This is a genomic window from Rhizobium sp. Leaf384 (genome assembly GCF_001424065.1).
Classification (GTDB): domain Bacteria; phylum Pseudomonadota; class Alphaproteobacteria; order Rhizobiales; family Rhizobiaceae; genus Ferranicluibacter.
Map to the genome: position 1 here is coordinate 513355 of NZ_LMQE01000005.1, position 23235 is coordinate 536589.

Here is a 23235-nt window from a genome sequence, read left to right on the forward strand (position 1 = left end):
TCAAACCTCGGGTGCGACGTAGCGCGGAAAGACCGGCTTCGGAGCTTCGAGCGGCGTCCCCGACGCGAGGCGTCCGGCGGCTCCCAGAAACGCAAAGCTGCGACGGTCGTCCGGAACAGCGACGAGGTCGAGAAGCTTGGCCGCAGAACCCGGCGTGAAGGGCTGCAGCAGGATCGCCACCTGGCGGACGACGTCCGCGGTTACGTAGAGCACCGTTCCCATGCGTGCCGGATCCGTCTTTTTCAGTGCCCAAGGCTCCTGCCCGGCGAAATAGCGATCGGCTTCCGACACCACGGCGATGATCGAGGCCAGCACCTTGTGAATGGCGAGCGCATCCATGTCGACACGGGTCGACGCGTGCAGCGCGTCAGCTGCAGCCAGCATCGCCGTGTCTGCATCGCTCAAGGGTCCGCAGGTCGGAATGGCGCCATCGCAATTCTTGACGATCATCGACAGCGAGCGGCTCGCCAGATTGCCGATCCCGTTGGCAAGGTCGGAATTGATCCGGGTGGCGATGGCTTCCTCGCTGTAGCTTCCGTCCTGCCCGAACGAGACTTCGCGCATGAAGAAATACCGGATCTGGTCGAGACCGAAATGATCGATCAGATTCACGGGATCGACCACGTTGCCGAGCGATTTCGACATCTTCTCGCCCTTGTTGAGCAGGAAGCCGTGGGCGAAGACCTTTTTCGGCAGTGGCAGGCCTGCCGACATCAGGAAGGCGGGCCAGTAGACGGCGTGGAAGCGAATGATGTCCTTGCCGATCATGTGGATGCTTGCAGGCCAGTATTTGGCGCGGGGCCCCGCCGGGTCCGTCAGGGCACCCGTGGCCGTAATGTAGTTCGTCAGGGCATCAACCCAGACATACATGACATGCGCCGGGTCGCCCGGCACGGGGATGCCCCAGTCGAAGGTGGTGCGTGACATGGAGAGGTCCTTCAGACCGGACTTCACGAACGAGATCACCTCGTTGCGGCGCTCGGCCGGACCGATGAAATCCGGGTTGTCCTCGTAATGCTGCAGCAGCCGGTCCTGATAGGCGGAGAGCCGGAAGAAATAGCTCGCCTCTTCGACCCATTCCACCGGCGTTCCCTGTGGGCCATAGCGCACGCCGTCGGCGCGCACCTCGGTTTCGCTCTCCTGATAATAGGCTTCGTCGCGCACGGAGTACCAACCGGAATAGGCATCCTTATACAGGTCGCCGGCGTCCGCCATCCTGTTCCAGATGACCTTCACCGCCTCGTGGTGGCGAGCCTCGGTCGTGCGGATATAGTCGTCGTTGGAGCCTTCGAGACGCTTCACCATCGCCTGGAACTCGGCGGCGTTGCGATCGGCAAGTTCCTGCGGTGTCAGGCCTTCCCGACGCGCCGTCTGCTGCATCTTCTGCCCGTGCTCGTCCGTTCCTGTCAGAAAGAAGACATCGCGGCCATCGAGTCGCTCGAACCGCGCAACGACGTCGGTCGCGATCAGCTCGTAGGCATGTCCGATATGCGGCCGGCCGTTCGGATAGGCGATGGCGGTGGTGATGTAGAAGGGGGACGTGTCGGTCATGGGCGGGACTTCTGCAGGTCGAGGTATCGGGCGCGGGGCGTGGATCGTCCTTAAACCAATCCCGGAGCCGAGGGAATGCAAGAGGCGGAAAAACGGGTCCCTCTCCGCAAGGGATCTGTGGTTCTCGGGACCGGACGGCCTAGGCCGCCGTTCCTGCCGCCCTCAGATCATCGAGAATGGACAGGACTGTCTGCTTCCGATCGAGATTGTAGGCCTGAGCCACCGTCAGGCGCTCGGACAGATCCGAGGACAACCGCGCAAAGCGTTCGGCGCTGGCAAGGTCCCCGGCGAGCCCGGCCGCCCTCGCCTGCGTGGTGACATGCCGCGCCACCAATGTCGCAAAGAAGTCGAAGATCGTGTCGCTGTCCTTGGCGGCGAGCACATCGCCCAACTTGTGCATCTCGCGCCGGGCCGGTGCATCGTCGGGATGCGCGAGCATGTGGTCGAACGCGTCGATGATGTCGAGCCCGCCGTAGTGAACGAGCTTCAGGGCCTCGGAGACGCTGCCTTTGGCCGCGGCGAGCACCCTTGAGCCGAGCTCTCCTTCAAGCCGGATATCGAGATGCGACAGCGCCTTGATCATGTGCGAATCGGTCAGCGGCTTCAAGGTCAGCGGCAGACAGCGCGACCGGATCGTCGGCAGGAGGCGACCCGGCGCGTGGCTGAGGACAAGGAACATCGAGCGTTTCGGGGGCTCCTCGAGAATCTTCAGAATCGCATTCGCCGCGTTCCGATTGAGGTCGTCGGCCGGATCGATGATGACGATGCGCCAGTTTCCGGTGCCCGATGTCTGGGAGAAGAAACGCCCTGCCCGCCGCACCTCGTCCACGGTGATCGCGCTTTTCACCTTGCCGGTCTTTTCGTCCACGGGACGCGTAAGATGCAGGACATTGTGGGACGATCCCGCCGCAATCTGCCGGCTGACCACGGATCCGCGATCGGGATCGGCGATCACGGTCGGCGCATCGGCAGGCTCCGGATGGCTGAGGACATGGTTGGCGAAGCGAAAGGCAAGTGTTGCCTTGCCGATCCCTTCCGGCCCCTCGATGAGGATGGCGTGATGGGCTTTGCCCGACCGGTAGCCGGCCGCCAGGAAAGCCTGAGCCTCTTCATGCCCAAAGAGCACGGTGTTGTCGGACGGCGCAATGGCGCCCTCCAGAGCATCGGATCGGCCCTCGCTCATGCTCTTTCCTTTCGCGCCTGCCGCTCGGAGATCAGGGCCTGAACGGCCGCCAGCACGTCGCCGGCGATGACGTCGATCGGGCGCGATGCATCGACGATGCGGCACCGCTCGGGGTTGCGTGCCGCGATGTCGCGGAAGGCTTCCCGGCGTTTCTCGTGCGTTTCCAGTTCCTCTTTCTCGAAGCGGTCCGGCACGGCTTTCAGGCTCTCTGCAGACTGGTTCGCCCGTTCCCGCGCGCGCGCAAGGCCTTGGGCGGCAGGCATGTCGAGGATGATGGTCATGTCCGGACGCAGGCCATTGATCGCGACGCGCTCCAGCCCGTCGATCAACGGTTCCGGCAGATTTCCCGTGATACCCTGATACACGCGTGACGAGTCCATGAAGCGATCGCAGAGAACGATCCGCCCGGCATCCAGCGCCGGCCGGATCACGGTTTCCACATGGTCGCTGCGTGCAGCGGCAAAAAGCAGCGCCTCCATGCGAACCCCGTAGGATTCGGCAGCCCCGGACAGGATGACGTGCCGCACCGCTTCTGCCCCCGCAGACCCTCCGGGTTCACGGGTGATGAAAACGTCATGCCCTTGCGTTTTGAGGGCATCGGCCAGCCGGCGGATCTGGGTGGATTTGCCCACCCCCTCACCGCCTTCGAATGTCACGAACACTGCGTCTGCCGCCAAGATACATCGCCCTCTGTCGTCCGGAAGACGCCGGTTTCGCCCTGCGTCCTGCCGACGCGGTCATCCGGTCCGACGTCCCGCTCAGCTCCGTTGCAGTAGACCATTGCGCAGCGTCTGAAAACCGGCAGCGCGGAAAACGCGCGACGTGACGGCGCGCTTCAGACGCCGTATTCGCTGATCAGAGCCAGAAGAACAGAAGCTCCTGGAGCGCGTCGGCCGCGCGGCTCGTCAGCGTGCCCGCCTCGACGGAGGTCGCGGCCTTCAGGGGTACCTCGCGCAGGAGGTGGTCGCCGTTCCAGATTCGCAGCGTGGCGGCGACATCGCCGGCGCGCACGGGAACCGCCAGGGGCCAGCGATACACAACGCGTGCCGACAGCTTGGGTGGCGTCTTCACCGGGAGGAGGATATCGACCGGTCCGGTGGTGACCAGTCCCACCGTGGCAAGGTTGCCGCCATACACGCTTGCTTCGGCAACCTGCTCACCTTGTGCAAAGAGGCGTTTCTCGGAAAACTGCGTCATTGCCCAGTCGAAAACGCGCTTCGCCTCGGCGACCCGTTCCTTGTCCGTCGCAAGCCCGTTCAACGCCAGGTCGACCCGCCGGCCACCCTGTTCCATCGAAGCGACAATGCCGTAGCCATACCCCTCGGCAAAGCCGGTGACATAACCGTCCACGCCGATCTCGGCCGACAACAACGGATTGCGGTTTCTCTGGCGGATCTTGTTCCATTCGAACTCCGGCTGCCGGAAGAGCGCGACGTCGTCCGGATAGGCGGAACGCAGATGTCGTGCGAGGGTCACGAGATCCCGCATCGTGGTGAGATTGCCTGCCGCCGGGAGACCCGTCGGATTGGCGAAGGTCGACGCCTTCAATCCGATGTCGCGCGCCCGCGCCGTCATGCGCTCGGCGAACTGGTCTTCGCTGCCCGTCATGCCTTCGGCCAGAATGATGCAGGCATCATTGGCGTATTGCACGATGACGCCCTGCAGAAGATCGGCGACGGATACGCTCGACTTCAAGGCCGCAAACATCGTGGAGGTGCCGGAGGGGGCCCCGCCCGTCCGCCAGGCATGTTCGCTGACCGGAAAAAGCGTTTGACGCGACAGGCTCCCATCCTTGAGCGCAGACAGCACGAGCTCCACGGTCATCAATTTGGCCATGGATGCGGGCGGCACGGGTTCGTCGGCGGCCTTCGTCAGAAGGATCGTGTCGGTCAGGGCGTCGATCACCAGGGCTTGGCGGGCCTTGGTTTCAAACTCCTGCGCCTGCGACGGGGTGCCGAGCAACGCATGGACCATCGCGATTGCGAGCACACCGCCCCGCTTCAGCCGTTGCACGGAGCACCCTCCACGCCGGCGCAGACCATGCGCCGCCTAGCGGGCGTTGCGTTTGGCATGGGCCACGATCGCGGATGACGTAAGAGCGTGCGGATCGACCATGATCGCGTCGAAGGCCGCTTCCGATGGGCTCACACGTGCCTCGACATAGGCGGCCGCATAGAGGACGCCGTTGCCCGGACGGCCGACATTGCCGGGACGCTCTGCCGGGATCGGGCCGATGTCCGGCAACGTCACGAAAGCCTCGAGCGCCTCCATGGCACCCGGTGCCCGGAGAACGTGCTCCGGCTCGGCGAGCGCCGTCATTGACGAGTCCCGATCGAGCGAAGAAACGGCAGACGGTGCCGGGCGTGTGCGCCCTGTTTGCTGCGATGATGCCTGCTGCGATGATGCCTGAGACGGAACGGGAGCAGAGCCGAGTCCAGCCGACCCGAACGTGCGCACCTGCCGCGCGAGCGGCTCGTTCGAGGCGACCATGACGCCGGACGCGATCTGTCCCTCGGGCGCGATGCCGGGAACGCGGCTTCCCTTCGGCGCGTAGGATGCCATGAGATACGGCATGTCGTTGCCCTCGAGCGGCGCGCGACCGACATATTGGACGCGAACCTGCGCGCTGCCCTTGCGCTTGATGTCGAGCAGATCGGCCGTCTTCGAGGAAACGTCAATGATCCGTCCGAACTCGTAAGGACCGCGATCGTTGACACGGACGATCACGGAAGAGCCGTTCTCGACATTTGTCACGCGGGCATAGCTGGGCAGCGGGAACGTCGGGTGAGCGGCGGACAGGTGCGCCGTGTCGTAGACTTCGCCGTTCGCGGTCAGGCGTCCGTGGAAGGCAGATCCATACCAGGAGGAGATGCCGACCTTGTTGTAGCTGAAATCCTCTTTCGGCGTGTACCAGGTATCCTTGACCTTATAGGGCTTGCCGACCTGGTAGCGCCCACCGCCTTTCGGGATGTTCTTGCCGTCGGCGACGCGGGGGCTCGCCTTGACGCCATAGACCGACTCCGGAAAATACTCTTTGCTGCGCTTTTTCGGGGCATTGACCTGCCCTGTGGTCCCACAGGATGTCAGCACCAGACAAATGGCCGGAACGGCCACAAAGCCTGCGCTTTTCGCGAGAAGACGAGCATAATGTCTGAAAGTCATGTGTCCCATTGCCGCTGTCTGACGAACCGATACCCCTACCCCCGTAGGTGGACCGATCGTACCAAAAAGATACAGTCGTCAAAAATGACAGCAACATGGCGTAAATGCGAACGCCACAGCAGTGATGCGGACGGAATTGATGTTTATGGTTAATACTTGGTTAATTGGCGCAAGGGACGATATCAGCAGAAGTATTCAATGATCGTATAGGTAACGCCGACGATGCGACCGCCGGGATCGCGCACGAAGGAGGGAATATACTGTTCTTCCGGCGGCACACAGACCTCGGCCCGCTGTTCATAGGCCTCGCCGTTCACAGGCGTCGCGAACGAGAGGCCCGCCAACGCGATTTCATCATAATCCTTTGCCCCCGGCGTGCCGAGTGCAGCAACGGCCGGCTGCGACAAAGCAACACCAAGAACGAGAGCCGAGATCGTCAAGACGTTCCGCATTGCTCATCTCCATCGTTACGATTGATCTACTCGCTGGAACCCGCCCAACTGATTTTTGTTCCATGGACCGCCACGAGCGCTCGCGCCGCGCGGTCCGCGCGCATGACATTGCCGAGACCCAGCGCGAAGCCGAGTTGACGATCCCGCCGTGAGCCGCTAATCCGGTGAAACCCTCGCATGCGCGCATCCGGAAGAGTGTCCGAGTGGTTTAAGGAACCGGTCTTGAAAACCGGCGTGCGGGAGACCGTACCGTGGGTTCGAATCCCACCTCTTCCGCCACAAGCCTATGCTATTCTTTATGAAAATTGGTTGACGGCTTTTGCCGTCTTGGCTGGACTCACTGCAACATTGTGAACATATCCTGCAAGAATGCTGCAACTGCAGAGGTGTTACAAAATATTCGATTCACTGTTGTAGGTAAGAATCGGCGTTGGACCTATGCATTGAACGCTACAAGCATGAAAAAGCCGGAGGTTTTGGGCTGGAACCCTACCGCAGCTTCTTTGAGATTGTTCAATTATAGCGAACTCATGCCATCAAATTATAATGGCCAGCGGAAACGATCCCTCGGATCTGGCAACGGCTTTATTCGGGTTCGAGACGCGCTATGCTGAGGCCAGCCGAAAGGCGTCGGAAGCGCAACCATTATCCCCGACCGAGTGACGCCGGCGTTAGGGTGGTTCGCGGAGGGGTCGCGGTCATCTTCATCAAGCGTGGCGGGCAACCCTGAGGGCGTCATGTTCACAGATCACCCGCGCGACGCATCCTCTTGGCAGACCTAGGCCTCCGAAATCTCCGAACCTCTTCGGGCGACCCAACGCTACGCGACAGGTGCGGCTTAGGACGGAGACCGTCGTCCTAATTTTTTCGGGGCCATTCCTGCATCGGTTTCGAAAGGCTTGACCGACAGACGGACGCAGTGGCGCCCCTTCCGCGATCCCGTGGCTGCTGGTCCCAAGAAAAGTTGGAAAAGCAGGCCCCTCCTCTTGCGCTTCGTCTGGGATGATTCTAAACGCTGGCGACGGCTCGTTCATCGACCCGAAGAGGCCTCGTGGCGGAGTGGTGACGCAGAGGACTGCAAATCCTTGCACCCCGGTTCAATTCCGGGCGAGGCCTCCATTCTCATTTCACCCCTACCCTATCAGATTGAAAACGCTCCGATATTTTCCGGGTGTGGCACTTTGGACCTCTAACGTTCTGCCACACGAAAAACCGGTGTGGCAATCCGTTCCTGTTCCACCCCCTCGTTGACTCCCCTGACCGTGAGAACATACTGAGAACAAATCTCAGAACTCCGGGCAATCGAGTCTCATCATGAGCGACGAAAACAGATCCCCATCCGGCGGCGCCATGGCGATGTATGTGCACTATTGCATCGCGCCGGGCTGTAAGGAATGGGGGTCTCGAGGTTTCGATCGGGGCCGTGGCGTGACCGACTGGTACTGCTTCGAGCATCGCGCTCATGGCGAGTCCAGCGAGCACAAGATCAGCTCCAAGGCCTGATCGATGGTGAAGCTTGTCACTATCCACGATCACGTCCATTTCGAGATCCGCATGGCCTACACGCTCTCACCTCAATATCAGAGGAGAGGATTCGGTGGATCAAAGCCCGGCAAAGGTCGTCAGCCCTCGGTTATCCCCCAGCTCGCGAAGACCATGGCGGCACGCCTCGACTATGCCATGACGTTCGACCCTCCCGCGGTTTCCGACCTTGAGCGGTGCATCTGCTCCACCATGGGCGCATACGCGCCAGAAGCCGCCTATGAGACGGTTATTCGCGACGGGGTCAAACGGGAAGAGGCTCAGAGGGCTCTGACGGCGCAGATCACGGATGACTTGGTCGCGGCATTCGCATTCGAGAAGAAGGCTTTCACCGGCCTTCAGCCGATCACGGGAGCCAGCTACCCGCCGGGGCCAGACTGGCGCGAGAAAAAGCGCAACGGGGAACTCTAAGCCGCAAGGAACGACTCGAGCCCCTGACGGTTGTCCACCCGAAAAGGAGACCCGTCATGGACGAGATATTCAGCCCGAAGTTTGAAAAGTCCCATCCGGATTATGCTCTGGAATGCGAAGAGGCCTTGGACCTGCATGTCCAGGAGCTGATCGAGGATGCCGTGCAGGCTGGATGGGATCCGCGGACCATTTTCAAGTCGCTGGCGAAAGTAGCCGCTGCCAAGGCCATCGCTTACGAGGAAGATCCGGACCCGGAAGACGATCCCGCCCTTAGCGACAGCACCACGCCGGAGTTCGGCACGTTCTCGGTGGAGTGAGCCATGAGCGATGTCCGGTACTTCCTCAGCCTGCACGAGACCGGCGGTCTGGTTGCTGACAATGAGGGCAAATCATTCGGCAGCCAAGCCGACGCCCATGACTACGCCATCCAGTCCATGCGCGACATGATCAGCGAGTCGCTGCGGACGGGCGAAGCGGTAGCCATTCGCTCGATCGAGATAGCCGATGAGTATGGGGTCGTCGTGGATGAGGTTTCGCAGGCGGATGCGATCGACGGGATCGTCGACCGGTGATGCCGCTCCCACCCCGCAGAACATAACGCGCGGGGTGGCTCAGGTCGCGCCGCCTGTGCAGGATAGCACGCCACAACGAGGGCGTGAATCCCACCAGATGACGAAGGGGTGGAGCTATAGAGAGTCAGTCATGCAGCCGTGGCGATAGAAACAACCGAAAACGCTTTGCCAATGTTGCGAGCCCGGATGGTCACGCAACTCTACTTCTCACCGCTGCTAATTGAGATCGCGCGTCAGCGCCTCTGGCTACAGGCACCCCCACCTTTGGGATAAGGAGGCAGAGGCTAATGGTTTTTAGTTCTTGTTGAACATTAACTAATGTGCATCAAAGTCTAGTTGCCAGTATGCGTCGATTGTGGATAAGTCCGTCGGTCACTGAAGGGAAAAATAAATGCGAGTTGCACTTGTAACAGGTGGTACGCGTGGAATTGGAGCAGCAACAAGCATCGCTCTGAAAAACGCAGGCTATAACGTCGCCGCGAACTTTTACGGCGATGAGAAGCGAGCCTTTGATTTTCGCGAAAGCGCCGGCATACCGGTGTTCAGATGGGATGTTTCGAACTATCAATCGTGTGTCGAAGGTATTGCACGCGTGGAAGCCGAGCTGGGACCAATAGAAGTGCTGGTCAACAATGCCGGAATTACCCGCGACGCAATGTTCCACAAAGTCACGCCGCAGCAGTGGAGCGACGTAATCAACACGAACCTGAACGGGTTGTTCAACATGACACATCCTGTCTGGAACGGAATGCGCGACAGAGGCTTTGGCCGCGTCGTCAATATCTCCTCAATCAATGGCCAGAAAGGCCAGGCTGGGCAGGTGAACTACTCCGCTGCCAAGGCGGGAGATCTTGGTTTCACGAAGGCACTGGCGCTTGAGGGAGCAAACAAGAATATAACCGTCAACGCGATCTGCCCCGGCTACATTGCGACCGAAATGGTTATGGCCATTCCCGAAAATGTGCTGCATGAAAGGATCCTACCGCTAATTCCCGTCGGACGTCTTGGCTCTCCTGCAGAAATTGCGCGGGCCGTAGTGTTTCTTGCCTCAGATGAGGCTGGCTTCATTACAGGCGCTACGTTCAGCATTAATGGTGGACAGTATCTTGCTTAGTGGTCCATTGTGCCAGATCACGGTCATTATCCACGAGATTACCCTGTAGTTGGCGCACACGCAGAGAATAGACATTTTCCTTAAGTTGCGGGTCGTCACCAGGCTCGCCACTGAGGTTTCTGTCTTTATCCTATAATGCAGCTCTCTTAAGCGCTGATAGCCACTACCTTTGACACCAATATTTGTGTCATCTCGTTGCCGCACCCACGAACTGAACGTCTCTTCTTTCTATTGCCGTTGAAAGTCCTTTTCTAGCCCGCGTCTAGTATATGGATGGAAGAACGCGATGCCGAGCAGCTTAGTTGTGCGCTCAATTGCGCATGATGATGGGGCGAACGTCTACTACCCATTCGCTGGTGATCAGACGGATGTGAACGAGCGTGACGACGTTCGCCGTTCCAACAAAACAAAACGCAACACACCCAAGGCGGCTGCTCTGACCCTAATTATACATCAACTGTCGCAATAAATTTTAATTAGTAATCGCCTGTATCAAACTCCTTCAGCCGACCCCAATGCACCGTCTCAATATTCTCTTTAAGAACCTTTGCTGGGCATCCACCAACTATACAGTTTGCGGGAACATCTTTGACCACTACTGCACCCGCTGCCACGATACAGTGATCGCCGATTGTAACTCCGGGCATGATAATCGATCTAGCTCCTATTTGGCAGAATCGACCTATGCGAGTGTGAACATGCATGCGGCGAATGTAATCATGAGTTAATATTACAGCACCGAACGAAACTGCGGTGCCTTCACCGATATGGATGCCTTCAGGAAAACTTTTATCTAACTTTGCTTCTAAAGAAATCAAAGTTACAGGATGTATATCCATTTTCCAAAAATTCACATAGTAGCGCCACTGAAGCTTGATAACTCTTCGCCTTACCCAATTCCGCACTTTTACAATAAAAGGTACCTTCATATAACCAGACCTAAAATTTGGGATATCATCACGTCTTAAAGCGAACGATAATCACAATTGTTTCCGCAAGGCAATTCTTTATTTCCCTACAGACTGAGTCGATTTTCCTCAATTGCCGGCTGGTCATGCGCGGAAGACGACGGTCAGAACCGTAAAGAAACCAATCTCTTCGTACGCTTGTTGTAAACTCTCGCGGACGGTGCCCTCGTGACCCAAGACTATCTCAGCATCCGTCGTCAGACTCTTCTGTCTATCGACAAAAAAATGCGGAAGTTTTCTCCCATTACAGATATAGACGTCGCACTCGCTGCCCTGTGCGAGATTGCAGGAAACCGACTCAACGCAACTGACTTTGTTACCCCCCGCACCATTGAAATCACCAATTCAGAAGATGCGGTTGTCCGTTCGGTGACGACGGCCGAAGCTTTGTTTCTACTTACGCCACCAGGACTTTCTTAGACCCGCGCTTAATCAGTTGATAATGGGTCGGCGGTCAGGCTGCGAGCAGTTCGCCGTCTGGAGTGCGGTTCCCGACACAGACGAGGTCAGCCGCTCGCTTCGTCGGATAGAGCCAGCCCATACTTTTTCCCCAGCCACTGACGACGTTGTCGCGGATGGCGATGCGCTCGCAGCGTGTGTCCTTGTTCGAGGTCGGATCTACACCCGCTTGAATAGGAAATGTGCCACCGACCAGCGTATTGCGCTCGATCGTTACATCACGGACGACAGCGCTCGCCGTGGCTGAGACGCGGATGCAATTGTTGGGGCCTCCTGGCGCACCCGGCAGAGCACGCCAATCGAACCTGTTGTTGCGGATCGCCACCGGCCCGGTCGTCTTCGAGACGGTGATCGCGTCCGAGTGGGAGCCTGGGCGCCCCCACGGGTCGGAGAACTCGTTGTCCTCGATGATGCCGCGTGAGATCAGGATACAATCGGACCCTGCACCCTTGAACTTACACTTTCGGACGGTCAGGGTTCCGTCCCTGCCGCTGATGAAGGCCATCTGCTTGCTCGCCACATGCTTCGTATCGAAGTCGCAGCCGATGACAGTCAGCCCCGATCCTGACTGCTGATCAACGGTGAAGTTGCCCGCAGCGCCGAGCAGGCAGCGGGTAATGACCACGTCGTCAGCAACAACGGAGACGTAGAAGTCCGTCAGGTCGTAGCCGTCAAGAACGTAACCCGGCTGCTGGATGATGATACGGTTATCGGCGCGACGGACGAGCCCTTTGAGAGGCAGATCAAGTGCGTTTTTCATGAACACTTTAGCCCTTCAATGAGATTTTCGATCTCGCGGAGTTTGCTTTGGCCAAACTCGGCTCCGATTGATGTCTCCCACCAACCGTCCTCGTGGTGCCCTTCTTGACGATCGATCCCTTTGAGGATCTCTCTAACCTGCGCTAGAAAGTCTCGCTTGCTCTGTTCGTTCATGAACACACCAGCAGATGACACGCCGTTCTCATTCCATCCGCACTCGCCTAGTTCATCGGTTATGTAGCAAGATACGCTATCCCCACGCACGATGATCGTTTCTCTCCTGCCCGTCATGATCATACCCATCCCTGCGCGACTTTCCACGGAACGACAGCTTCAAGTGCTATGCGGTTGTGGGCTCGCAAGCCCGGGTGAAGGCCGTCTCGGCTGTTCCACATCGGGTTGACCGGCGTGTTAGCGGTAAAGGCTTGCGTCGCACCGGAGGCCAGGGTGATCTGCTTTGTGCCGGTGTTCACGGCGGTCACGATGCTGTCGAAGGACGCAGCGCCCGCCGCCACGTAGTTGACGCCTACCATGTCACCTTGCTGAATGTTCGTGACGTCGGTGAGCGTAAAGACCGTCGCGCCCGAGGCGACATCAGCTGCAAGCGTGTAAGCCCCGGCGATGATCGACAGCTTGTCGCGGTTGACCCCCGTATCGTAGGCGTAGATGCGCCATGGCGCGAACGAGCTGGCAATCCATCCGTCAACACGGGCCTGCGCGGTAGGATCGCCCAGAAGCGCTCCTTTGCCGACCTTCTCATTGAAGACAAAGCGCTGCCCCATCCCTGCCGCAACCCCGCCGTTGTAGGTGTCCACAGCGGCCACGTTCTGGTTTGCCAGCGACTGGAAACCGTCCGTCGAGGTCGGACGGCTGAGAAGCTCCGAATGGTGGATCGGAATGCCGGGGAACTCGGCCTTCAGGAGCTGCCAGAAGGCGACCACGGTTGCGTACAGGTCCGCCGCGTTGATTGAGTTGTTGCCGTGGTTCGACCCGATCTGCGTGAAGGGAGGGACGCCACCATTGGCCGTTGTGACCTTCTTGACCGCGTCCAGCTTGCGAGCCCAGTTCGCCCGCGTGGACCAATCGCCGGGGCGCGAGCCTTCCAACGCGAGGGTGCCATAAGCAAGACGCTTCGACCCGGTGTTGTCGTCAAGACCACTTTGCCAGTAGCCGACATTCCCACGAGGAGACAGAAGGCCGAACGACGCACCGTTAGCGTTAGCCCCGGCCTGGATGCTGTCGCCGGCAAGCAAGAAGACAGGACGACCGTCACCACCCTTGGCGACCATGAACGCGGGGATGTACTGACGCGCCACGGCGTTGGACTGCGTGATAGCGGACCCGTCCGTGAGCTTCGCGGCAAGGCTCGTCGAAGATCCGCCTGCGACCTCGCCCATAAGGTTCGCGCGCGACACGCCGATCATGGTTGCGCCGGTCGCGCCGTTGAAGGCCACTCGACCCTCAATCAGGGAGTTCGCAGGGATGGTGAGGCCGGGGATGGGATCGAGCAGGTATCCGCAGGACTCCGTCGAGGGGTCGATCGTAAAGGACGCGTTCGGCACGGCGTACCAGACGCCGCCCACCTTGATCGATACGCCTTCAAGGTTGAATGAGTTCGGGGCGATGATCTCAGAAGGGTTGGCGCCGGTCGTCAGCTGGTAGAACGTCGGCATGAAAAAGCGCGGCTCGGTCACGTCGTAGGCGGGCGACCCGAAGAAGAAGCTCGCGATCTGATAGTTGCCCGCCGCCGGGAACGTGCCCGTGACAGTCGGAAACCGCAGCCGGGTGGCGGCGAACCTGTAAGGCGAAGCGCCAGCCGCATTGACGGTGATCGCCACGCTCAGGGTCCGGCCTGCGCTCGTCGTCAAAGTAGCCGCAATGCTTCCAGCAGACGAAGCTGACAGGCCGGTAACCAGCTGTGTGCCGCCGCCGGCGATGGCCAATCGACCATCATTTGGAGTGACTGCTGTTACCGTCTCGCCCGCAGAGAGTCCGGTGATTGCAGCAATCAGCGTGCCGGCACTTGCGCCAGCTGTGAAACTAGCGGTGGTTGGGCCGAGTGGTGTGACAGGCACCCCACCACCCTGCCCTACGGTGCTGCCGGTGACATAAGCAGGCATGCTCCCGCTCGCATTCGTGGCGACAACGGCAAGATCTATCCGGAGGCCGAGATCCGCTGCGCTGATCGGGTAAGTCGAGGCTGTCACGCCGGTGTCGAAGCCGTCGCGATACCAGCGGTAGCTGATTGAGGGCGTTGGGAAGCCGGTCACGGTACCCGATGAGGCAGTCAAGGTCGAGCCGACAGCGAACACCCCCGAAATGGAAGGCGGCACGGTAAACGCGGGAGACGTGGCAGGTCTGCACGGCGGGACCAATGGCCAGCCGTTGAGTATTGCTCTTGAGACCATATCAGGGCTTCCTTGCGTACACTTGGACGTAGACACCAGCTGGCGCTACCCCGAAGAGGGAGATGACCAACCCGAGAAGCGCTGTAGCCAACGTTGGTAGCGTGATCGACTTCGGGATCTGGACGACGGCGATCTGAACCTGTGTCTTCGATATCGACCCCTGCACCACGGATGCGACGTTCGTGAACGTCGCTACGGCCGGCGTTTCTGCCGTCGCTTGAATGGAGGGATTTACGTCGAACGCCGTTGGGTAGACCCAAGTAGCGAGGCCGGCCGAGCCGACGACCTGAATGCGCTCACTCTGCCCGCGCATCGGCGACGGAGTGCTGATCTCAGTCTCGATTGCGTTGACCGTCTGCACATCGGCCTTGTTCGTCTCGAGCGACTTCACCCGACTCATAAGGCTGTCCATGAATGCTTGGCTGACAGCGAGGCCATATCCAACGGCCGACATATCAGAGCCCTCCGAGTGCGCTGTTCATGTTGACGGGGGCCGCACCGCTCGTCCTCACGCGCATGATCGAGCCCTGCGCAATGCCGATGCCGATAGAGGCATCTGCCGTGGCCACTACTGGGCTCGTATCTGCCTTCAGCACCGGCGCCCAGCTCACGCCATCAAGCTTGAGAAATTCGAGGTTGGCGGTCACTCCGGTCCACGTCGTTGCCTCGACGCGCCAGATGTAATCGCCGCCATCCACCGGCCCAACCTGTGGCCCACTGCCGATCGCGGAGTACCCGGCCAGCAACGTGTATTGCTTCTTGGTCGTCGGTGAGATTGCGGCGCCTGTCGAAGGGTCAATCGAGACGGCCTTCATCAGATTGGCGCGCCCGGTGAAGCCCGCGACGGTGGTCTCAGTTGTCTCTACTGCCATTGCGGGCTCCTATTTCGAGAGAATGAAGGGGAGAAGGATGCTGACGCCGGACGCCATGCCGGCGGCGAAAAGCCCGACGTAGAGAAGGACTCGGCTACGCGGGGGAACGGCCCCTACCCCTGCGTCCGGCGCAATGAGCACGAGAATACAGGCCCAAGCGAGCATCCAAGGGATGAAGGCCGTCATGGCCGAATTGACGAGATGGTCGGGTCGATCGGTGATGCGCAGCCAAATTACCCAGACGCGCTGAATCAGGATCATCAACACGATGGAGAAAACGCCGACGATCAGGAAATCGTGCCCTTGTCTTCCGTCGCGCAACGAAATGAGCGCATCCCTCGTCCATCGGAAAATGATCGCAACCGTTGTCCCGAGGACGAGCGCGGATGAAATTTCGACCATAGCAGAATGGGGAATGACGGAGTTGAGGAGCAGGAACGTCGAGACAGCCGCAACGCAGCTCCACGCCGCCCAGCTTGTCGTAAGCCGCTTCATTTGTCGTTCTCCCGCATGCTCTGCAATGCTTGTTTCGCTGTTTCGTGTACGCTCAGCCTGCGCCGCTCAAATGTGACGACAGCTTGTGCCAACTCGGCCTGGCGTTCGCGCTTCTCGTTTTCGATGACCGGCGCAGGGCTACGGGTTCTCCCTTCCGGTCGGCGCCACCAAGCGAAACTCATTCGGACCTCCTGTTGAGCTGCGCCAGGGCAAGCGGCAGGACGACATCCATGGTGTCTGTGAATTTCTGAGTAAGCGGGATGACGAGTTTCAACGTGTTGACGTTCTCGGCTACCGAGGCTGCGAGCGCCGCGTCGAAGTCCTTCCGATCCAGAGCTCTCGCTCGTCTTTCCCAGAAGTACAGCCCGAGGAAGAGCAGGCTCGTGACGGCGAAGACGCCACCATTCGTCAGCATCCACGACACAATCTCCTTGGATGCGTCTTCGACCATTCAGCTGCGCTCCTGCTACTTGGGCTGCACGATAATGTCGGGCTGGGTTCCTGGTGTCTGGATCACGACGGGCGCCGATTTCGGCAGCTGCTTGTCGATTTCCTTCGCCGCCTCGAGCGCTTTCTGCGACGGACGCTTGAACAGGGCATAGGCGACAGTGCCTAGCGCAATCAGCGCACCAACGATGGCGTCGAGATTCTGGCTGATGACTGCGTTCTGGTCGCCGTCGATCCAGCCGCGTGTTGCAAGGAGCGTCGCGAGCGAGACGAGCGCATAGCGAATGACCATGGGGAGATAGTTGCTAATGTTCATGGTCAGGCTTCCTTGGCTTCACGGAGGGCGATGGTGATGACGGCATAGGCCTCGGCAGCCTTGACCAGCGCATTTGCGGTTGTGACGCCCTGCGGGTCATCGCAGACGACCTCCAGCGCGCGCCACGCGACGGCTTCCTTGGCGATAGTCTTGGCCTTGAGGTTGCCGGTCGCGGCAACGACGACGAACGCGGAATGCGCGGTCGCAGCGGCCGAGCAGACCTTCGGCAGGTTCTTCTCGATCGCAGCGTCGATCTGGACAGTCTGGCAAGCGGGCAGCACAAGGCATGCCGCTGCGATCAACAGCAGGGTTTTCAGCATGGTCGTTCCTTCAGGGGTCAGGAGAGGTAGGGGGTGCAGTGTTTGGCGAAGTCGCGCCAAGGGTGGAGTTCGAAATGGGGCCTGTCCCAGGCGTCGGACGTCGTCTTGTTGCCGTCCATGTTCCAGTCGCCGCCCCAGCGAAGTGGCACCTTCATTTCCTTCGCGATCCGCATGACGACGGCGGCCAGATCGTCGAATGCCTTCACGGCGTTCCAATCATACGGCGCCGGGAAGAGGTCGACAGCGATCGCCGGTGACCAGTTGTGCGCGGACTGCCCGAAGCGTGCTTTGCTCCGGCCTTCCTTGAACGCCTTCTCCTGCGCTGCGCTGCCCCGGCTGGAGTCTAGAACGCGGAACTCAACTTCCTCGCGGGCTCGCACCAGCACCGCTTGGATCTTAGGGTGGGCTTTCGACAGATTGGCCTGTGACGCCTTGTCGAAAGCGGAGACAGGCGTTTGCATGACTGGCGCGGGCTTGGCTGCGGGGAACAGCTTCGCCAGCGTCATCGGCCCGACGTCTCCGTCGCGTTCGAGTCCGTTTGCCGACTGGAACTGCCGGATCGCATAGTCCGTCTGAGGACCCTTCAGGCCGTCCAACTCGCCTTTGTAATAGCCACGGCGTTGCAGCTCGGATTGAACATCCAAGGTGGTCTTCATAGAGATGTCCTCTGGTTGTGCGTAAGCTTGGCTACAGTCCGACAGCTTAAGACACCCCTTGAAAACAGGAGGCTGATTTGGCTTCAGACGATATAAAGCAGCTGGCGTGGGCGATCGTCGCCGAGCATATGACCCGCGGCGAGAAAGACCCTGCAAAGATGGTCGAAGACGGCATCCGGCGGGAACGCCATCGGTGGACAGGGGATCACAATGAGTCCACGCTGCACGAGAGCGATGGGGGATTGCTAATCAATCATCCCAGCCTTCAACGTCGCCAGCGCCACTAGCTGACCAGTCTAAAATGACGTGGGCCAACTTCACCAGCCACAGATCCTGCCGTGGCGCTCGTCTTCCAAGCAATCGCTGAGATCAGAGAGCGGCTGCCGCGGCCCACATGGCGTCAATCTGCACGTCGGTCAGGCCGAGCGCGCCGCCGACGGAGGCAATGAGCGGGTGTAGCCGCTCGAACGAACTCGCGTCTTCCCACTCGATCTTTGCCATTTCCTTCTCCACGCCGGCCGGCATTGCCTCGATGACGGCGCCGACCTGGGCGGACGTGATGCCGTTCGTCAGAAGGCCGAGACGCAACTGGCGACGGGTGAGTGAATGGAGGCTCGCGCGGATCTCCTGCAGCGTCGGTGGCACGAAAGGCAACACCTCATGTTCATTTGTTTTCAGCCAATCTCGTGCCGCTGGACCAAGACCGGCTGTATCATCTGGGCGGCTAACGAAATCCCCGCGCTCTTCGCCGCCAAACCCATCAAGAATGGAAACATCTAAGATGAACACATCAGGCTCGGATGTCGCCGTTACCTTGTGGACATCTAGAATGGAGAGGGTCTTATTTTCCATTAAGCAGTCCTCTGGAATAACGCTGTGTCATTGCTCAACGCACCACGGTTTCTCCACGTGCCACTTAAAACCGTGCCGTTAGCTCCAAGCTGGAAGGCAAAGTTTACACCGGAGTTGTAGATTGAGGCTGAGCCATTCCGAGCTGGAGGCGTCTGCCCATTCACGTTGACCAGAATGAAAGCCCCAAGAGGATAGTTCGTTTCAGTTGAGGTTGTGCCGGTATAGATCAGGTCGAGCCTGTCGAGCGTAGCAAGCTGGCCAAGGCCTAGATTCGTTCTGGCACTAGACGCTGAGGACGCACCCGTCCCACCACTTGATATAGGCAAATCGTCGTCAATGGTGAGATTGCCTACGCGAAGCCCGGCCGTAGCATCGTCGGCGTAAAACGTAAAACTGTTGTTGGTCTCGTCAAATACGAGCCTGTCATCCTCATTTCCCCAGCACAAGATGCCGGCGTTGCCGATATCAAGCGTCTGATCAATCATTCGAAGGCCAGCGCCCAGAGTCAGCAGCCTGTTGACCGTTGTCGGGGATCGCAGGAAGATAATCCAGGTGTTGGCATCGCCGCCGATGTTCACTTGGCCGCCGTCGACGTTCAGATTCAGCTCATCGACCACGCCGTTGATACGAGACATGATTTCGTTGTTGTCGATGATGAGGTTGCTGCCACTATCAGGGCCAACTTGAAAGGCGTGCGCGGTAGATGCGACGGTTGCGTCGTTTGTTGCCAGCAACCGGACCCGATTTGCGGTCAGCGTGTCGATGCCGTCATAGGAACCTGAGATGCGCCCATTAGGGACGGTTCCAGTACTGAGATTGGATGCGTTATTCCCACCCAACGCTGCCAATGCCGCGGCAGCCGTTGAAGCGCCTGTTCCTCCGTTGGCAATCGACAGATCCGCACCAGACCAATTCGCATCATTGACGGTAAGGCCAGTCAGCAGCGACGCGGGAATAGAAACGCTTCCCATGATGCCGGTTGTGCCGACACGGAACATTTCCACATCATTGAAGGAATAAATCAGGTTCCCAGCCGTCGTAAGGCCTATACGTCCCCCGGTCGTCCCGTCGAGGCTGTTCGTCATGTAGACGGAGCCACTATCGGCTGTGGACGCAAGCCAATGCTTGATCCTTGCGGGGTCTACCAACCCAGTAGTTAGGTTGGCCGCATTGTTCGCGCCGAGCGTTGCTCGAGCAGTGGCGGCGTCCGCATCATCAAGGATCGAACGCGCGAATGCCGTCAGCGCGGTTACGGCATAGGCGTCCATCGCCGTAGTATAGATCATACGATCAGCGGCAGTGGTCAACGCGGCGATAGACTGCAGGCCATCGTCGTAGGCTTGTACCCCGAGCGCTGTCCTCGCCGCGGTAGCGTTTGTGGCCCCAGTTCCGCCGGCAGTAATCGGGCGAGCGGCATTTGCGTCTGCCGACAAATCGTCAACCAAAGCATTGAACTTGCTTGACTGGATCGTCGTGCCTGGCGAGCCCTTCGACCCTGCCGGCGGTGTATAGATTCCACCTGATCTAGGCATTCAACGTCCCTTTTCCCCATAGAAAAAGGCGGCTTCCGAAAGGAGCCGCCTTGATCGAATACTGACAATTTGTCTCTGAATTAGAGGAGGAAGAACCCAGATTTCAGTGTGATCGCATCGTCAAGATGGATCGCGAAATCGGCCTTCTTGTCCCCGTTTGTGTCGGCGTAGATGTAGGTGTCAGACGCCTTTTTCTCGTAACGCACTTCGCCTGCTTTACCCGTGAAGTCCTTCGTCCCCAAGAAGGAGAAGCTTTGATTCCCGCTTGCCTTAGTGCTCGCGTCGATGGATCGCAGATCGATATGGTCGGCAGACGTGAAGTCGAAAATCGTGTCTCTACCCGCCGACGCAACCGTCGACTCTTTCACGCTGCGAAAAATGAAGGTGTCAGCTCCTGACTCACCGTAGAGGTAGTCCCCGCCAAGACCACCTTCGAGCTTGTCGTTGCCGCCTCCGCCGACCAGCAGGTCGTTGCCAGCGTTGCCCTTCATGGTGTCATTGCCACCATAGCCGAACATGACGTCCCGTGCGTTACCGCCTTTGAAGGTGTCCGCGCCTGCTAGTTCGTCCTTGATAAGGCGCAGGTCATCCTTTGTGTCGTAGGTAAGGGACGCGTCGACGATGGACTTTACGGAGATCGATGCTCCGTCGATGGTGAACACCCGCTGTCCGTTGTAGAGGCCCGCATAGCTCGTCGCGGTCCCGCCCGTCGGAACGCCGTCATCGTCATAGCTGAACTTCGTGCCGCGAAATTCATCGATGAAGCCGTTTGAATAATATGCTCTGAACAGCTTCGATGTTGTAGCAGTTTCATCTGCATACCAGATCGAACTGAAATCCAATTCCCTCATGTCGAGGCCAAAGTTGGCCCCCACCGTAACCGTAACACCCATTCTGAAATCCCCCAGACAATAGAGGGCTGCAGACTATGAGGAGTCGTTACAGAGTCAACGCAGAGTTGGATTGCTGCGCTTAATTTTCTTGCGTATGGTTGCCATGCAAATTGCTCAAGGCATGCCGAGCACCGCTGGATGGCAGAAAGTCGATGGACTATGAGGACTGCAACTCTACTCGCGCTGCTGACCTTGGCAGGATGTCAGGGCACGCCCATCGGTGATGCAATGATCGGCAAAGAGAGACTCGCCGCTATGGACGATCAGTATTGCCGATCCATCGGCGCGGCCCCTGGCTCTCCTACCTATGCCCAATGCCGCATGTTCAAGACCAGTGAGCGTAGCCAAAGCCATCAAGCAGCGTTCCGGCGTGCCGGCGCAGGGCTATCGGCCACTGGCGCGCAGATGCAGAACAACGCTATTGCCAACCGTCCCGTGAATTGCACGACGACGCCGCGCAGTACCTTTGTCGGCGGACAGTCTTCCAGCTACAGCATGAGTTGCTATTGATGCAGATCGATCATGATAAGAACGAACCGCCCGTTGATCGTTCGCCTGCGCCATGGCGATGGGTATTGCCGCTCATCGCTTTAGCTTGGTGCGGTTATTTGTACTCATTCGAAGTCCACTGGGCGTCGATAGCCCTCGGCGTTATGACAGGTGCAGGCATCGTTGCATGGGCGATCGACATCACCGGCAACAAGACGCCAGCATCATGGCGCCGCAATCCGCCCGGCTCCGGCGGCTCCCGTCCCGAGTAGCGTAGATATGATGCGCGCTCTGAGTTCATCAGAGCTCGTTACTCGGTTCTGCCCGCCCTGGAGGACCGCGCGGGCCGCCGCCGGGTCGCTTTCCATCAAGGCGCGGGCCAGCTGTTCGACAACGCGCGGTGGCGTTCCGGAGGCTTCGTTCAAGACCCCCTTAGCCCCGGCAAGCAGCGCCGAAATAGGCTTTCCGTTCATCAGCGCGCTCATCACGCCTGGGTCGAACCGGTTCAATTCTGCAGCATCGGCAAGGTTGTCAGCAGTCTTCGATCCGCCCAAGGCCGCATTAGAGGTCTCAAACATGCGCTGCTCGCGCGCAATGCGGTTTCCCATTTGGTCTCCTCGGCCGGGCGCTGCGAATGCCGGAAACTCTTCACCCGTTTTCGGGGTGATCAGGCCACGCGCCTTGTTGGTGGTCGGCGACATCGATGTGGATTCGATCTTTGTGATGTATGGATCCACGTAGCCTGCACGGAATGCAGCTTGCTCTTCAGGTGACATTCCTTGGAATGCGGGAACGCTGTCAGCCGAGCGGACTCGCGGGGATGCAGCATTCGTTCCAGCCTCTACGGCGTCAATTGACCTGCTCTGCTGACGGAAGGCGTTGCGCGCGGCGGCATAATTGGGTGATGCCTGTTCCAGCGCGTTGTCCAGCGCGTTACGAACTGGGATAAGCTGTCGCTGCGCGGCTGGCCGAGCACCTTCGATCATCGCATCCAACTCCTGCTTCGCCCGAAGGGAGGCGTTGAAGTCGGTGAGAACGGAATTCCCGTCGGTGAGATAGGATCGCGCCCGACGAACCGCGGCTTCGATCGAATCGTCTGCGATATTGTTGCCGGGGTTCATCAGTCGGGTTGCGCCTGGGCTGAGGAAGTCGTCTGCCGCGGCGATTGCATTGGTCGGGTCCACGACGCCCGCGCTGTTACGAGCCGCGCCGTAGTTGGCATTGGCGGCCGTTGCGCGTTCGGTAGTCAGCCGAGCAGCTCTCTGGGCTGCCGTGTCTGGAGCGTTGAAGCCCTCTGCAAGGAAGCTGGCAAGACGCTCGCCTTGACCGATCTGCCGGGACTGTAAGCCTTCAATCACTGCCTGCCGTTCATTGTGTGGCGTGCGGGCCGCCGTCGAGAGCATCCGCTGCCCGGCGTTGCCCATGGCGTCGGCAACGTTGAACATGCCCTGCCCGTCAGCCCGAGCGGCATCAAGCGCATTCGCCACCTCATCGACTGTCATGCCCGAACGACGAAGTGTGTCGCCCAACGCCCGCTCAGCATAGCGATCGGGAAATACTCTGGCAGCTATCGGTGCAGCAGCCATGCCAGCTACTTTCTGAACCCCAGCGATAGCCCCTGGCGCAACGCCACCAAGCGCTCCCCCTGTAAGCATTCCAACGGTCCCAGCCTGGATACGTCCGTCTAGTCCTTCGCCACTTCCGACGCCCTGAAGCCCACCGAGTATCGCGCCGTCGGCGAGAGAAGCACCCGATACTCTCGCCAGGTTAGCGCCTTTCTGG

The 23235-nt window shown here is 59.4% G+C and carries 30 protein-coding genes and 2 tRNA genes; 10 read left to right on the forward strand and 22 right to left on the reverse strand.

Translation table 11 applies throughout. The features are described 5' to 3' along the window. The 6 genes from metG to ASG25_RS10745 all read right to left on the reverse strand — a co-directional run bounded on the left by metG (position 1) and on the right by ASG25_RS10745 (position 6348). Positions 1-1551 (reverse strand): methionine--tRNA ligase, encoded by a 1551-nt coding sequence (metG, locus tag ASG25_RS10720; protein WP_062473290.1) that lies wholly within the window; start codon positions 1549-1551, stop codon positions 1-3. A gap of 139 nt (positions 1552-1690) precedes the next feature. Next, positions 1691-2734 (reverse strand): DNA polymerase III subunit delta', encoded by a 1044-nt coding sequence (locus tag ASG25_RS10725; RefSeq protein ID WP_062473291.1) that lies wholly within the window; start codon positions 2732-2734, stop codon positions 1691-1693. After that, positions 2731-3411, reverse strand: coding sequence for a dTMP kinase (tmk, locus tag ASG25_RS10730; protein WP_244479379.1), 681 nt, complete (start codon positions 3409-3411; stop codon positions 2731-2733). The genes ASG25_RS10725 and tmk overlap by 4 nt, the downstream gene beginning before the upstream one ends. Before the next feature lie 178 nt (positions 3412-3589). Beyond that, the gene (locus tag ASG25_RS10735) at positions 3590-4708 is read right to left on the reverse strand and encodes a D-alanyl-D-alanine carboxypeptidase family protein (protein ID WP_062474483.1); all 1119 of its coding nucleotides are present in this window, start codon (positions 4706-4708) and stop codon (positions 3590-3592) included. A gap of 75 nt (positions 4709-4783) precedes the next feature. Beyond that, positions 4784-5896, reverse strand: coding sequence for a septal ring lytic transglycosylase RlpA family protein (locus ASG25_RS10740; RefSeq protein ID WP_062473296.1), 1113 nt, complete (start codon positions 5894-5896; stop codon positions 4784-4786). A gap of 182 nt (positions 5897-6078) precedes the next feature. Further along, positions 6079-6348 (reverse strand): hypothetical protein, encoded by a 270-nt coding sequence (locus ASG25_RS10745; RefSeq protein WP_062473298.1) that lies wholly within the window; start codon positions 6346-6348, stop codon positions 6079-6081. Between the two features lie 189 nt (positions 6349-6537). On the opposite strand from ASG25_RS10745, the gene ASG25_RS10750 reads away from it, so the two are divergent. From ASG25_RS10750 to phbB, 7 genes are all read left to right on the forward strand, one after another. Then, positions 6538-6627: transfer RNA gene (locus tag ASG25_RS10750), tRNA-Ser, on the forward strand. A gap of 766 nt (positions 6628-7393) precedes the next feature. Next, a tRNA-Cys gene (locus ASG25_RS10755) sits at positions 7394-7467 on the forward strand. A 195-nt stretch (positions 7468-7662) separates the two neighbouring features. After that, on the forward strand, positions 7663-7851 hold the full coding sequence (locus ASG25_RS10760) for a hypothetical protein (RefSeq protein ID WP_062473300.1): 189 nt from the start codon (positions 7663-7665) through the stop codon (positions 7849-7851). Positions 7852-7854: 3 nt separating this feature from the next. Further along, entirely contained in the window at positions 7855-8301 is a 447-nt protein-coding gene (locus ASG25_RS10765) for a hypothetical protein (RefSeq protein ID WP_062473302.1), read from the forward strand. 56 nt (positions 8302-8357) lie between these two features. Then, positions 8358-8618 (forward strand): hypothetical protein, encoded by a 261-nt coding sequence (locus ASG25_RS10770; protein WP_062473304.1) that lies wholly within the window; start codon positions 8358-8360, stop codon positions 8616-8618. A 3-nt stretch (positions 8619-8621) separates the two neighbouring features. Continuing rightward, positions 8622-8873, forward strand: a complete 252-nt coding sequence (locus ASG25_RS10775; protein ID WP_062473306.1) for a hypothetical protein — start codon at positions 8622-8624, stop codon at positions 8871-8873. Positions 8874-9264: 391 nt separating this feature from the next. Then, the gene (gene phbB / locus ASG25_RS10780; protein ID WP_062473309.1) at positions 9265-9987 is read left to right on the forward strand and encodes an acetoacetyl-CoA reductase; all 723 of its coding nucleotides are present in this window, start codon (positions 9265-9267) and stop codon (positions 9985-9987) included. A gap of 476 nt (positions 9988-10463) precedes the next feature. Here phbB and ASG25_RS22270 read toward each other — a convergent pair whose 3' ends face one another. Next, the gene (locus ASG25_RS22270; RefSeq protein WP_082480085.1) at positions 10464-10916 is read right to left on the reverse strand and encodes an acyltransferase; all 453 of its coding nucleotides are present in this window, start codon (positions 10914-10916) and stop codon (positions 10464-10466) included. A gap of 207 nt (positions 10917-11123) precedes the next feature. On the opposite strand from ASG25_RS22270, the gene ASG25_RS22725 reads away from it, so the two are divergent. Further along, positions 11124-11375 (forward strand): hypothetical protein, encoded by a 252-nt coding sequence (locus ASG25_RS22725; RefSeq protein WP_156466875.1) that lies wholly within the window; start codon positions 11124-11126, stop codon positions 11373-11375. A gap of 34 nt (positions 11376-11409) precedes the next feature. Here ASG25_RS22725 and ASG25_RS10785 read toward each other — a convergent pair whose 3' ends face one another. The 11 genes from ASG25_RS10785 to ASG25_RS10835 all read right to left on the reverse strand — a co-directional run bounded on the left by ASG25_RS10785 (position 11410) and on the right by ASG25_RS10835 (position 17687). After that, on the reverse strand, positions 11410-12174 hold the full coding sequence (locus ASG25_RS10785; RefSeq protein ID WP_062473312.1) for a right-handed parallel beta-helix repeat-containing protein: 765 nt from the start codon (positions 12172-12174) through the stop codon (positions 11410-11412). Further along, entirely contained in the window at positions 12171-12476 is a 306-nt protein-coding gene (locus ASG25_RS10790; protein WP_062473314.1) for a hypothetical protein, read from the reverse strand. The genes ASG25_RS10785 and ASG25_RS10790 overlap by 4 nt, the downstream gene beginning before the upstream one ends. Beyond that, positions 12467-14443, reverse strand: a complete 1977-nt coding sequence (locus tag ASG25_RS10795; protein WP_156466878.1) for a hypothetical protein — start codon at positions 14441-14443, stop codon at positions 12467-12469. Before ASG25_RS10795 ends, ASG25_RS10790 begins: the two co-directional genes overlap by 10 nt. A gap of 139 nt (positions 14444-14582) precedes the next feature. Next, a complete protein-coding gene (locus ASG25_RS10800) occupies positions 14583-15035 on the reverse strand; it encodes a hypothetical protein (RefSeq protein ID WP_062473318.1) in 453 nt (150 codons plus the stop codon). 1 nt (position 15036) lies between these two features. Continuing rightward, positions 15037-15453: a hypothetical protein gene (locus ASG25_RS10805; protein WP_062473321.1), complete on the reverse strand. Its 417-nt coding sequence runs from the start codon at positions 15451-15453 to the stop codon at positions 15037-15039. A gap of 9 nt (positions 15454-15462) precedes the next feature. Beyond that, the gene (locus ASG25_RS10810; RefSeq protein WP_062473323.1) at positions 15463-15948 is read right to left on the reverse strand and encodes a hypothetical protein; all 486 of its coding nucleotides are present in this window, start codon (positions 15946-15948) and stop codon (positions 15463-15465) included. Further along, positions 15945-16130 (reverse strand): hypothetical protein, encoded by a 186-nt coding sequence (locus ASG25_RS10815; protein ID WP_062473325.1) that lies wholly within the window; start codon positions 16128-16130, stop codon positions 15945-15947. Before ASG25_RS10815 ends, ASG25_RS10810 begins: the two co-directional genes overlap by 4 nt. Then, positions 16127-16399 carry a hypothetical protein gene (locus tag ASG25_RS10820; RefSeq protein WP_062473328.1) on the reverse strand — a complete coding sequence of 91 codons (273 nt, stop codon included), beginning with the start codon at positions 16397-16399 and terminating at the stop codon, positions 16127-16129. Before ASG25_RS10820 ends, ASG25_RS10815 begins: the two co-directional genes overlap by 4 nt. Before the next feature lie 15 nt (positions 16400-16414). Further along, complete coding sequence (locus ASG25_RS10825; protein WP_062473330.1) at positions 16415-16711, reverse strand: hypothetical protein; 297 nt, start codon at positions 16709-16711, stop codon at positions 16415-16417. 2 nt (positions 16712-16713) lie between these two features. Further along, entirely contained in the window at positions 16714-17031 is a 318-nt protein-coding gene (locus ASG25_RS10830; protein WP_244479381.1) for a cell wall anchor protein, read from the reverse strand. A 17-nt stretch (positions 17032-17048) separates the two neighbouring features. Beyond that, positions 17049-17687 (reverse strand): M15 family metallopeptidase, encoded by a 639-nt coding sequence (locus ASG25_RS10835; protein ID WP_062473332.1) that lies wholly within the window; start codon positions 17685-17687, stop codon positions 17049-17051. A gap of 77 nt (positions 17688-17764) precedes the next feature. On the opposite strand from ASG25_RS10835, the gene ASG25_RS22730 reads away from it, so the two are divergent. Then, on the forward strand, positions 17765-17974 hold the full coding sequence (locus tag ASG25_RS22730; RefSeq protein WP_156466880.1) for a hypothetical protein: 210 nt from the start codon (positions 17765-17767) through the stop codon (positions 17972-17974). Between the two features lie 82 nt (positions 17975-18056). On the opposite strand, the gene ASG25_RS10840 is transcribed toward ASG25_RS22730, so the two are convergent. The 3 genes from ASG25_RS10840 to ASG25_RS10850 form a co-directional block, all read right to left on the reverse strand. Further along, the gene (locus ASG25_RS10840; protein WP_156466881.1) at positions 18057-18539 is read right to left on the reverse strand and encodes a hypothetical protein; all 483 of its coding nucleotides are present in this window, start codon (positions 18537-18539) and stop codon (positions 18057-18059) included. After that, positions 18539-20071, reverse strand: a complete 1533-nt coding sequence (locus ASG25_RS23460; protein ID WP_062473334.1) for a hypothetical protein — start codon at positions 20069-20071, stop codon at positions 18539-18541. The genes ASG25_RS10840 and ASG25_RS23460 overlap by 1 nt, the downstream gene beginning before the upstream one ends. Before the next feature lie 80 nt (positions 20072-20151). After that, positions 20152-20964 (reverse strand): hypothetical protein, encoded by an 813-nt coding sequence (locus ASG25_RS10850; RefSeq protein WP_244479382.1) that lies wholly within the window; start codon positions 20962-20964, stop codon positions 20152-20154. Between the two features lie 228 nt (positions 20965-21192). On the opposite strand from ASG25_RS10850, the gene ASG25_RS22735 reads away from it, so the two are divergent. Continuing rightward, entirely contained in the window at positions 21193-21474 is a 282-nt protein-coding gene (locus ASG25_RS22735; RefSeq protein ID WP_210168462.1) for a hypothetical protein, read from the forward strand. Between the two features lie 203 nt (positions 21475-21677). On the opposite strand, the gene ASG25_RS10855 is transcribed toward ASG25_RS22735, so the two are convergent. Then, positions 21678-23039, reverse strand: a complete 1362-nt coding sequence (locus ASG25_RS10855) for a hypothetical protein (protein WP_156466883.1) — start codon at positions 23037-23039, stop codon at positions 21678-21680. Between the last annotated feature and the right edge of the window lie 196 nt (positions 23040-23235).